This window comes from Prosthecobacter sp. Pr1 (genome assembly GCF_057652315.1).
Genome location: NZ_JBYFBS010000040.1, coordinates 1 through 11,060 on the forward strand (window position 1 = coordinate 1; position 11,060 = coordinate 11,060).

An 11,060-nucleotide genomic window follows, 5' to 3' on the forward strand; every position below is an offset into this window, starting at 1 on the left:
TAAAATGCTCTAGAATCCAGCCATCCAGCCATCCAGCATCCAGACCTACTTCGCCGTCAGCTTGATGTTCCGAAACCACGTCTCATCCCCGTGCTCCGTCAGCATGATCTTGCCCTTGCCCGGCGCAAAACCTTCCTTGCTCTTAAACTTGCTCTTCGCCACGCGCTCCAGCCACTCCGGCGTCGTCGTGTCAGCCTCACAGGCCAGCGCGCCATTCAGCCAATGCTGGATCTTCCCGTCCTGCACCACGATTTTGCTCGTGTTCCACTCACCCGCAGGCTTCACCAGCTTCCCTTCCACCGGCTCCTTGATGTCATAAATCGACGCCGTCGTGTGAGATCCACCCTTCAGCCCGTCCGGATGCCCGCTGTCGTCGATCATTTGGTACTCAATGCCCAGCCATTCCTTGCCACCGATCTTCGTCACCCAGTACTTGATGCCGTTGTTGCCCTTCGGGTTCACCTTCCATTCCCACTCCAGCTCAAAGTTCGTGTACTCATTCTTCGAAATGAGGTTTCCACCGCCTTTGCCCACGAGATGAATCGTGTTGTCACCCTCCGTCGTCCAACCACCCGATGGTGCCGCATCCTTGGTGTCGGTGAAATCAGCCAGCGTCAGAAAGACCGGCTCGGCGGCAGTGGCGAATGTAGCGATGGCGAGAAAGGAAAGCAGCGTGCGCATAGGGGTTGGTGGGGATGACTGGCGACATCAAACGTCGTGAGCACGGACTTGCCAGCATCTTTTTCAAAGCGATTGCCAAAACCAAGTTCCCGAAAGCCCTTCCTCCTCTTCGCTCCACAACGTTGCAAACCCATCTCACGTTTTGTAGTCCCGCCTTTAGGCGGCTCCGGACGAACGGCCACAGAGTCACGCCTCCCGAATAACTTCCACAAGCGCGTAGCGCTGACATAACCGTAGCCGTGGGTGCCAACCCACGGTATGCCGACAAACGGGCATTATCACCCAGTAGAACCGCCTAGCGGTGACACAAATCTCCGCACGTCGACGAGTATCCGAAATCGCTCCAACAACCTGATATTCCCTCACCAGCCCAACGTTTAAATCCGCCACATGAAATCCATTCTGCTCCTCGCTCTCATCGCCAGCACGGCCCTCGCCGCAGACACTCCCGCCGCAGCGCCCAAGAAAGCCCCCAAGCGCGCCCCGCATCCCTCACTCGCCAAAGTCGAAGACGTCGCCGGCCTCCCGCGCGTCCTGCTCATCGGCGACTCCATCTCCATGGGCTACACCCTCGACGTCCGCGAGATGCTCAAAGGCAGGGCTAACGTCCATCGCATCCCCACCAACGGCGGCCCGACCACGAACGGCCTCAAAAACATCAAGGCCTGGCTCGGCGACTCCAAGTGGGACGTCATCCACTTCAACTGGGGCCTGCACGATCTCAAATACATCGCCGAAGATCCCTCGAAGCGCGCCGACCCCAAAGCCCCCGGCTCCCATCTCCAGGTGCCACTCGCCGATTATGAAAAGAACCTCGCCGAACTCGTGAAGATCATGCAGGCCACCGGCGCCAAACTCATCTGGTGCAACACCACACCCGTCCCCGCCGGTTCCGATGGCCGCGTCGAAGGCGATGAAAAGAAATACAACGACGTCGCCGCCCGCGTCATGACCGCCGCAGGCATCCCCACCGACGATCTCTGCGCCCACGCCACCGCCAAGCTCAAGGACGTGCAACTCCCCGCCAACGTCCACTACTCTCCCTCAGGCTATCACTACCTCGCCGAAAAAGTCGCTTCCGTGATTGCCGAAAACCTGCCAAAGAAATGAGTATGAAATACGCCCTTATCTTCCTCGCCTTCGCCAGCCTGTCCCACGCCCAGGTCAAAACCCAGAACGAACCCACCAATGCCGCCGAAGCCGCAGCCAAAAAAGCCGCCGAAGACAAGGCGGTGGATGAAAAATATCAGGCCCTGAAAGCCACGCTCCCGCCCGATCAGCAGGCATGGGAAACCGTGCTCGAGCAAAACCTCGGCAATGGCTTCTACCTCCCGCTGCACAAGAAGGACAAGATCGCCGGTCGCTCCAATGCCTGGGACTTCGTGCAGGATGATCCCAAGCTCCCCCGCGTCCTCCTCATCGGCGACTCCATCTCACGCGGCTACACCCAGGATGTGCGCAAGGCCATGGCCGGCAAGGCCAACGTGCATCGCGCTCCCGAAAACTGCGGACCCACCGCAAACGGCGTGAAGAAAATCGACATCTGGCTCGGCGACGGCAAATGGGACGTCATCCACTTCAACTTCGGCATCCACGATCGCAAAACGCCCGCCGCAGACTACGAGCAGCGCCTCGAAACCCTCATCGCCCGCATGCAGCAAACCGGCGCAAAGATCATCTTCGCCACCACCACCCCCGTTCCGCCGGACACCAAGGACGGCCCCGAAATCGTCGCCCAGATCGCCGAGAAAAACGAGATAGCTCTCCGCGTCATGAAAAAGCACGGCATTGCCATCGATGATCTTTACTCCTTCCTCGCTCCACAGCTCGCCGGCATCGCCAATCCCCAGGACGTCCACTTCAACGCCAAAGGCTACGAACTCATGGGCCAGCAGGTGGCGAAGTCGATTGAAGCACAGCTGAAGTAAATCACCTCAGGTCACAAAGACATTCCATCCCCTGCGGTCTTTGCCTCTGCCGCTTGGGGGGCGCTCCTGTGTCTGCGCAGGATGAGAGCAAGCCGGGAAACATCCAGCAGGGTCTTCCGTGGGGGCTGAGTGCTGCGCTGGGTTCGCCAAGATTGGTGGCATGAACAACCGTGACACTTGGCATGCTTTCGGCATGTTGTTGCCATCCACAAAACCCCCACCCCATGACCCCGATTCCCTCCTCGAAACCCCTCAGTAAAAACATCCATCTTCAGCGCTGGGTCGGTAAAATGGCCGCTCTCTGCAAGCCCGACCGCATTTACTGGGTCGACGGCTCCAAGACCGAATACGACCGCCTGTGCAATGAAATGGTCGATGCCGGTACCTTCACACGATTGAATCAGAAAACGTGGCCCGGCTGCTTCTATGCCAAGTCGGACCCCAGCGATGTCGCCCGCGTCGAGGAGCGCACCTTCATCTGCAGCAATTCCAAAGACGGCGCCGGCCCCACCAACAACTGGATGAACCCCTTCGAAATGAAGGAAAAACTGCGCAAGCTTTTCAATGGCTGCATGCGCGGCCGCACCATGTACGTCCTCGCTTACAGCATGGGCCCCATCGATTCCCCCATGTCACAAATCGGCGTGCAGCTCACCGATTCCCCCTACGTCGTGGTGAACATGCGCATCATGGCCCGCATCGGCAAAAAGGTCTTCGAGAAGATCGATCAGTCAAAGAAGCGCGTCGTCCCCTGCATGCACACCGTGGGCATGCCGCTCAAGAAAGGCCAGAAAGACGTCCCATGGCCCTGCAACAAGGAGAAGTACATCGTCCACTTCCCTGAATCTCGTGAAATCTGGAGCTACGGCTCCGGCTACGGCGGCAATGCCCTCCTCGGCAAAAAATGCTTCGCCCTCCGCATCGCCTCCGCTATGGCCCGCGATGAAGGCTGGATGGCCGAGCACATGCTCATCCTCGGCGTCGAAGATCCCAAAGGCAAAAAGACCTACGTCGCCGCCGCCTTCCCCAGCGCCTGCGGCAAGACCAATTTCGCCATGCTCATTCCTCCCCAGCACTTCGCTCAAAAAGGCTGGAAGGTCTGGACCGTGGGTGACGACATCGCCTGGATCAAACCCGGCGCGGATGGCCGTCTTCACGCCATCAATCCTGAGGCAGGCTTCTTCGGCGTCGCTCCCGGCACCAGCGACAAGACCAATCCCAACGCCATGGCCTCGCTGCGCAAGAACACCATCTTCACCAACGTCGCCCTCACACCCGATGGCGGCGTCTGGTGGGAAGGCATGACCGATACCCCCCCCGCTCAATGCACCGACTGGCAGGGCAATCTCTGGACGCCAGACATCGCCAAGGAAAAAGGCACCAAGGCCGCACACGCCAATTCACGCTTCACCGCGCCCGCCTCACAGTGCCCCACCATTGATCCCGATTGGGAAAAACCCGAGGGCGTCCCCATCAGCGCCATCATCTTTGGCGGCCGCCGCGCCACCACCATGCCCCTCGTCTATCAGGCCTTCAATTGGAGCGGCGGTGTTTACACCGGCGCCACCATGGGCAGCGAAATGACCGCCGCCGCCGCTGGCACCATCGGCAAAGTCCGCCGCGATCCCATGGCCATGCTCCCCTTCTGCGGCTACAACATGGGCGACTACTTCCGCCACTGGATCTCCATGCAGCGCACCCTCAGCGAGACCCCGCGCATCTTCCACGTGAACTGGTTCCGCAAAGACGCAGAAGGAAAATTCCTCTGGCCCGGCTTCAGCGAAAACATGCGCGTCCTCAAATGGATCGTCGATCGCGCCAACGGCCACGGCAAGTCCAAGGAAACCCCCATCGGCTGGGTGCCCAGCTACGCCGACATCGACTGGAAAGGCCTCGACTTCCCCAAAGAAAAATTCGAAGAACTCCAGCGCTTCGACCGCGACGCCTGGCGCACCGAGATCCTCTCCCACGAAGAACTCTTCATCGATCTCAAGACCCATCTCCCCAAAGAGCTCATCTACGAGCGCGAGCTCCTCATCTGCCGCATGTGATTCACCCGCCACCTCGGCGAAATTCCATCCATCGCTTCTAAAGGCTGTTCGAGAACGAATGTTTCTCGAACAGCCGTGCAGCTCTTGTCGTAGGTTGGGTGTGTTTGGCGCGCTGCGTTGACACCAGCACCTAAAGCCTCCTCCGCCAAACCGCCCGACTCTGGCGCGGGCATCAAGTCACGGCAAAAATGCAGCTGAATCAAGCGCATGACTGGCTTCCAAGGCGTGACGCTCCCATAGGGCAAAATGAATCCCAGTGTGAACTGGTCCGCACTCTCCGAGTGCTGCGGTTTTCTGAGCCCTCGCCCACGCTAAAAACCTCCACAGATCCTTCAGCCTCCTTTCCGCGCCAGCCCTCAGTCCTCCCCCATCAGCCCTCAGCGCATGGTACGCTCCATTCGCTGTCGCAGTCCACACCATACGTATTGTAGTACCTGCTTTAGCAGGTTCCGGACGAGTCACCCAGAACTCCGCCTCGTCCACCAGCCGCTGTGCTGGACATCCCCACCCACCCCCGCTTGGATGTCCCCTTCATGCTCCACTCCGTCCGCCTCTCCGGCTACCGCTCCCTGCGCGATCTCCGTCTGCGCCTTGGCCGCGTCACCGTCATTCGCGGTGCCAATGGCGTCGGCAAAACAAACGTCTATCGCGCCCTAAGCCTCCTCTCCGCACTCGCCCGTGGTGGCTTCGCCGAAGCCGTCGCCGCCGAAGGCGGCATGCGCAGCCTCCTCTGGGCCGGCAACAATGAGCACGCCCGCCTCACCACCTTCTCCGCCGAAGTCCTCTCCGAAACCTTCGGCTACGAATTCGAATGCGGCCTCATGCCCCTCAGTCGCTCCGCCTTCAAACTCGACCCCGACATCAAGCTCGAAGCCCTGCGCTACGGCAAAAAGCTCCTTGCCAAACGCTCCAGCTGCCAGGTCCGTCTCGCCGATGCCAAAGGCGTCATGCACACCCTCACCGAGCCCATCGGCTCCTCAGAGTCCATGCTCGCGCTCATTCGCGATCTCCAAAACTACCCCCTCCTTCTCGATGCACGCCTCAGCCTCGAACGCTGGCGCTTCTATCACTCCATGCGCACAGATCCGGATGCCCCCGCACGCCGCCCCGTGCGCGGCTGCTGGTCTCCCGTCCTGGCAGAAGACGCCTCCAATCTCCCCGCCGTCATCCAGACCATCAACGAATCCAACGAAGCCACCGCCTTTCACACCGCCCTGCAGCAGGCCTTCCCCGGATCAAACCTCCACATCGAGTGTGGCGACTGGTTCCGTCTCGCCTGGCAGGCCCACGATCTCCCTCGCACCCTCGCCGGTCACGAACTCTCAGACGGCACCCTCCAGTTCATCTGCCTCGCCGCCGTCCTCTGCAGTCCCCGCCCACCCCCGCTCCTCGTCCTCAACGAACCCGAAACCAGCCTCAACGAATCCGTCTTCCCCGCCCTCGCAGAGCTCATCTTAAAAGCCTCCGAGCGCTCCCAGATCCTCATCATCTCCCACTCAAAAACTCTCACCACCATCCTCGCCACCCTCTGCAAAGTCCGCGTCCAGGAACTCACCATGCGCCACGGCGACACCCGCCTCCGCGGCCAGGAAAATTCAAAAGCCTGCTACGTCTTCGACGACGAAGATGACGTCGAACAAGTTCCGCCACTCAGTTGAGCAGTGTCCACCGGCTTTTTCTTCAGCCTTATCACCCAGCGTCCCTGAGCTTTCTTTGAGTCAGGCCCAGCCGAGCCGCTCCCCATTTGGAGTGCGGTTGCGCAGCGAGGAACGAGCGCAGCTACCGCTTTCCGCAGGCCTGCCAGTTCACTCATGCCGCGAAACTCTCGAAAACGACAGCCATCGCATCCGCCCTCCCAAGAAACTCTGGGAGGTGAAAAAGCAAAGGGAGCACAGAAAGAATTCCATCTCTGCTCCCTCTGCCTCTTTGCCCCTCTGCGGCAAACCGAACGTCCTTGCATCCACCATGCCGAAAATGCGTTTTACGAACTACTAAAACCAAAGGCCATTCATGCCAGCAGCCTGCTGAAGGACGCAATGCCTCAGATGATCCCCACACAGCACAGCAAAGAACACCCACCACTCCCACGTAGTCTTCCGCCACAGCCAGCCTCGCCCCCGCGTCTCCCTCCTTCTTCCTCTCTCCGGCTCCACGTCACACCCTCACCACTCCCGCCATGCACACCCGCCGCACATTCCTCACCACCACCGCCGCGCTCACCCTCCTCCTCCCAGCGCTTCTCCCTCTCCAAGCCGAACCCACCCCAGCCATCACCGGCGAGACCGAGCACTTCCTCTACCGCATGCCCTCACCCGAGGCCCCTTACATCGACACCCAGCGGGACAACAAAGCCTTCGCCTTCAAAGGCACCCGCATCATGCTCTCCGAAGACAACGGCACCACCTGGCCCCACACCGCCGAATTCCCAGAGGCGGAAAACATCACCTTCAGCACCATCCTCAAAAACGGCAGCATAGTCTTCGCCACCCGCGAGCACCTCTTTCTCTCCACCGACAATCTCAAAACCCATCGCGAGATCATCGTCAAAAAACCCGACGGCACCGACTACCGTCCTCACACCCCCGTCAGGCCCGATCAGCCCGGCTGGTACTTCCACTCCCTCGATGGCGAGCACTGCTTCGACGTGAACGGCAAAGAAATGCTCGTCTGGGGAAATTACTGCAACGTCATCGGCGGCCCCGTCCCCGTGAACATCTATTACTCCACCGACAACGGCCAGACCGTAAAGCTCGCCTATTCCTTCGGCCAAAATCCCAAGTTCCAGCAAAAAGACGCACCACCCACCGCCCCCCTCCTTGGCGATCCGAATAACACCGTCATCGCCCGCCACGTCCACAACGTCACCTACAACCCCGCCGAAAACGCCTTCTACGCCTGCACCGGCGACATCGACCGCGGCCACGGCAACGAATGCCACTGGCTGCGCGGTACCTACAATGCCGCCGCCGACACCTGGGACTGGAAAGTCCTCATCTCCGTCAACTCAAACTCCCGCTTCAAATGCGGCGGCATCAACTTCATCGGCGACAAAGTATATTGGATCGCCGACGCCAACGGCCCCGCCATCGCCAACCGCCACGACCGCGGCATCTTCACCTGCGCCCCCTCGGACATCACCGACACCTCCAAGCACACCCTCCTTTTCAACCCCATGTTCGAATCCGCCAACATGCTCGTGCAGGACGGCGTCTTCCTCGCCACCCACTGCGCCCCCGCCTCCACTTATAAGTGTGGTATCATCTGGTCCCCCGACATGGGCAAAACCTGGGCCCAGTACGACCTCAAAGAATTCGGCGCCCGCAGCGGCTGCCGCATCAACAAAAAGAACACCGACGGCTGGTTCCGCATGGACCTCCGCAAAGGCTGGATCGAACGCGCCGAAGTCCTCTTCCTCAAACCCAAGCCCACCCCAAAACCCTGACTCAGAAGTACGACAGACACTCCTGTCTGTCGATCAGCGCTCTCCAATTCCCCCAGACCATCGAAAAGTCTCAACCTCACTTAACACCACCACTGCTTTCGCTCCTGGAAGGAGCAAAGAAATGAGCCGGTGGTGAAGCGAGGCTTGCCGAGCGAGAACCACCGGACCAGCCGATGATGATCTCAGTGTTCAGGTTCGCATGCCGAAGGTATGCGAGAAGCTTTCAGCCACCCAGCGTTCACGGACAGCACACCCCGGAAGAAAAGATTCCTCGCAAAACTCTGTGTCCCTCCGCTTGGACTGCGGTGGCAAAGATGCAAGGCGCAAGCCTTCATCGCCGACACCGCTTTCGCGGGCTGAAGCCCGTCCTTCTTCTTCAGCCCACCCTCCAGTCTCCCACGACCTCCTTCGCAGGCTGCCGCCATCTTCTGTCTCTTCACTCCGCCGCCCTCCGACCCCAACGGGGTCACGTAACATAGCGAAGGGTTGCCGAGCCTCGGCGAGGCTACCCTGGTACCCAGGCCACCCCTCCGGAAAGCAAACCCATCACCTCGCCACACTCCACGGCCACCAGCAGCGTCTGCAATGAGCTCCGCCGCGCATCCGTCCACGAGACCATGGCCCTGCGCAGCTGCTCCTCCATGCCGGCATAGCGCTCTCGATCACGTTATCAGACGAAAGGGTGCAGAAAAACAAAGGTCTTGCGGGCTGATCGATACTTTTGCTAGCTTTGCGCAATAGAACAACGAAACCGTCAGCCATAAAGGCGTTGGGACAAGCCTGACAATTTTGTTGCTGATCCTCCTGTTAGCCTAACCAATCGTAGTTTTACCTCTGCTATGCATTTTCAGAAGATCCTCCAAGCAAGAGCCAATCGGAAAACTCGAATGGCTCGGCCTTTCGAGAATTTTTTTGAAGTATTTACCCAGTGTGAAGATGCCGGTGATGCAATTCTGGGTGGAGTTATCCAGATCCAGTTTGTTCCTTTGTTAGAGCGTTCAGCAGTGATTTCCGCAGTTACTGCGATTGAGGTTTATTATCGTGATATGCTCGATTTTCTGTTTCGGTATTGTTCACCCGCATTTTTTGAGCCCCAGCTCAAGCACCTACTTCCAGACAAGTATGATATAGCCGATCTGCTAACTTGTTATCGCCACCAGATTCACCCTCTCGAGCTAGTTTCCAGCGCTCAATCGTTCCAGAATGTAGACAGAATTGACAAGGTTTTCTCGAAGTTCATGGAAAAGGGACTTTGGGCTAGCTTGTATGCTCTGCAAGCGAGGGTGAAAGATGCACCCGAACAGGTATGGACATGGAGCCCTGATGATGTCGCAGGTCTGCGATCAATCTTCGAACTTCGGCATGAATTGGTTCATAACCCCGCGCGAAAGTCCTTCTTCGACAGGGCTGTCCTTGAGCGTCTACGAATTGCTGCGCATGTAATTTATGGAAGTGACATAGTGCTTTCCAATCTTTTCGAAAAAAACAAGGATCCGGAACTCACCAAGGAAGCTGGGGACTAACAAAACGGATGCAGGCAACGGCTCGCATGACATCTGTCGTGACATCGACGCTTCCCTCTCGCCATCGCCTGATCCGAAGCGTTCGCCCAACCAATAGCACCCCTCGCCATGAACACTTTTGGCACGGCTCTGTTTGCAATGGTAGTTTGTGGCCGACTCGCCTCTGCGGGATGGGAGACTAACGTTGTCCCAAAGCTCAAAGGCGTTGTCGGGGACAGGTATGTGATGATTTACCAGTCGGATGCTGATCAAGACACCAAGTCCATTGCAGACTCCATCGAAACCCTTTCGAATGCTGGTCATCTGAGTTCACTTCAGATGCTCACCATTCACCGGTTGGTTGAGGATGCGACCTTCCAGAGAGAGGTCTTCGAGCAGATGGAGCGCATCGCACCAGAAAAGCTGAAGGCTGCACGGCTCTCAGCGGGAAACATGCATAACCCCAAGATGACCGCTCTCCACACATGCTTTTCGCAGGCCGTCATGGCCACGCCGACGGTGACAGCGCTGAATCAGGCGCTTGGAAAGCACCGAATGAAAATCGTTCGTCCCTCATTTGAGAAGCTGGAGTTGCACAAGAAGGACCAGTCGGAGACCTTTCGGTGTTTTCTTTGGCTTACGGTTGAGCCGGCGTCCGCCCCCACAACTCAGAAGCCATGATCACGACCACCGCAGGAGCAAGGGCGAACAAAAACGGATGCAGGCAACGGCTCGCTTGGCATCTGTCGTCTCATCGACGTTTCCCGCTCGCCGTCGCATGATCCGAGAGGTTCCAGCCCACCCGCAATACCAGCCCCCTAGTCCATGATACGGAGCATCTGGCCCATCAATCTTTGCACTCCGCATTTCGGTTTGGGATCCTCCTTTGCCGCTGGTCTTAATCGGCTCAGCGAGCTTGGAGAAGTGCAGGAGACAACGACCGAGGAGGATGGGCACATGGCCCGGGTGGATGCAGCGGGTTATTCGGTGGCTCTTTATGAGGGGCATGGCCGCATCAAGGCTGTCTGGTATGATGACCCCAGCGGACGGAAAGTCTCCGTCGACCGACGGAGAAAAATCGCACTCTACCTGAAACGATTTACAGACAAGGGTAAATGGAGGCAGACTCTAGACAACGGCTACATGCTTTGGTGGTTCAATGAAATGGATGATCGAGTTCTGGTATACGCCCTTCACGACGACGTCATCAGAATTAACGACCGCAAGGAATATGACCCCACTCCTCCGTGACCTTCATGGGCGCAACATCATCGACGCCATGAAAACGGGTTTAGGGTGCAAAAGATCGACAGAATCATCGTCTGTCGCCACCTGAATTCAGCCCATTCCATTGCTCTCCATTCCCTTGCCAAAATCAAGACCTCCGCAACACCACGCCCGTCATCCACCGCCTGAATCCTTCGATTTCCCTGAAGATTTAGAGCGTTTTAAATAA

9 protein-coding genes are annotated in these 11,060 nt (G+C 58.3%); 8 read left to right on the plus strand and 1 reads right to left on the minus strand.

Annotation, left to right across the window (positions count from 1 at the left end; genetic code table 11):
• Positions 1-45: 45 nt before the first annotated feature.
• Positions 46-681, minus strand: coding sequence for a 3-keto-disaccharide hydrolase (locus AC24GY_RS29140; protein WP_487690315.1), 636 nt, complete (start codon positions 679-681; stop codon positions 46-48).
• 390 nt (positions 682-1,071) lie between these two features.
• On the opposite strand from AC24GY_RS29140, the gene AC24GY_RS29145 reads away from it, so the two are divergent.
• From AC24GY_RS29145 to AC24GY_RS29180, 8 genes are all read left to right on the plus strand, one after another.
• Positions 1,072-1,791, plus strand: a complete 720-nt coding sequence (locus AC24GY_RS29145) for an SGNH/GDSL hydrolase family protein (protein WP_487690318.1) — start codon at positions 1,072-1,074, stop codon at positions 1,789-1,791.
• Positions 1,792-1,793: 2 nt separating this feature from the next.
• The gene (locus AC24GY_RS29150) at positions 1,794-2,609 is read left to right on the plus strand and encodes an SGNH/GDSL hydrolase family protein (protein WP_487690320.1); all 816 of its coding nucleotides are present in this window, start codon (positions 1,794-1,796) and stop codon (positions 2,607-2,609) included.
• Positions 2,610-2,833: 224 nt separating this feature from the next.
• A complete protein-coding gene (locus AC24GY_RS29155) occupies positions 2,834-4,660 on the plus strand; it encodes a phosphoenolpyruvate carboxykinase (GTP) (protein ID WP_422319858.1) in 1,827 nt (608 codons plus the stop codon).
• Between the two features lie 533 nt (positions 4,661-5,193).
• A complete protein-coding gene (locus tag AC24GY_RS29160) occupies positions 5,194-6,318 on the plus strand; it encodes an AAA family ATPase (protein WP_487690325.1) in 1,125 nt (374 codons plus the stop codon).
• 518 nt (positions 6,319-6,836) lie between these two features.
• Complete coding sequence (locus AC24GY_RS29165) at positions 6,837-8,102, plus strand: hypothetical protein (RefSeq protein ID WP_487690329.1); 1,266 nt, start codon at positions 6,837-6,839, stop codon at positions 8,100-8,102.
• An 887-nt stretch (positions 8,103-8,989) separates the two neighbouring features.
• Positions 8,990-9,625, plus strand: a complete 636-nt coding sequence (locus AC24GY_RS29170) for a hypothetical protein (protein WP_487690331.1) — start codon at positions 8,990-8,992, stop codon at positions 9,623-9,625.
• Between the two features lie 108 nt (positions 9,626-9,733).
• Positions 9,734-10,285 (plus strand): hypothetical protein, encoded by a 552-nt coding sequence (locus AC24GY_RS29175; RefSeq protein ID WP_487690334.1) that lies wholly within the window; start codon positions 9,734-9,736, stop codon positions 10,283-10,285.
• A gap of 144 nt (positions 10,286-10,429) precedes the next feature.
• A complete protein-coding gene (locus AC24GY_RS29180; RefSeq protein WP_487690337.1) occupies positions 10,430-10,855 on the plus strand; it encodes a hypothetical protein in 426 nt (141 codons plus the stop codon).
• Positions 10,856-11,060 lie beyond the last annotated feature (205 nt).

Bases quoted from the DNA above. Each gene is read 5' to 3' on its own strand.
- AC24GY_RS29160 (WP_487690325.1), top strand. From the start codon at position 5,194: ATGCTCCACTCCGTCCGCCTCTCCGGCTACCGCTCCCTGCGCGATCTC.
- AC24GY_RS29170 (WP_487690331.1), top strand. From the start codon at position 8,990: ATGGCTCGGCCTTTCGAGAATTTTTTTGAAGTATTTACCCAGTGTGAA.
- AC24GY_RS29145 (WP_487690318.1), top strand. From the start codon at position 1,072: ATGAAATCCATTCTGCTCCTCGCTCTCATCGCCAGCACGGCCCTCGCC.
- AC24GY_RS29165 (WP_487690329.1), top strand. From the start codon at position 6,837: ATGCACACCCGCCGCACATTCCTCACCACCACCGCCGCGCTCACCCTC.
- AC24GY_RS29180 (WP_487690337.1), top strand. From the start codon at position 10,430: ATGATACGGAGCATCTGGCCCATCAATCTTTGCACTCCGCATTTCGGT.
- AC24GY_RS29140 (WP_487690315.1), bottom strand. From the start codon at position 681: ATGCGCACGCTGCTTTCCTTTCTCGCCATCGCTACATTCGCCACTGCC.
- AC24GY_RS29175 (WP_487690334.1), top strand. From the start codon at position 9,734: ATGAACACTTTTGGCACGGCTCTGTTTGCAATGGTAGTTTGTGGCCGA.
- AC24GY_RS29150 (WP_487690320.1), top strand. From the start codon at position 1,794: ATGAAATACGCCCTTATCTTCCTCGCCTTCGCCAGCCTGTCCCACGCC.
- AC24GY_RS29155 (WP_422319858.1), top strand. From the start codon at position 2,834: ATGACCCCGATTCCCTCCTCGAAACCCCTCAGTAAAAACATCCATCTT.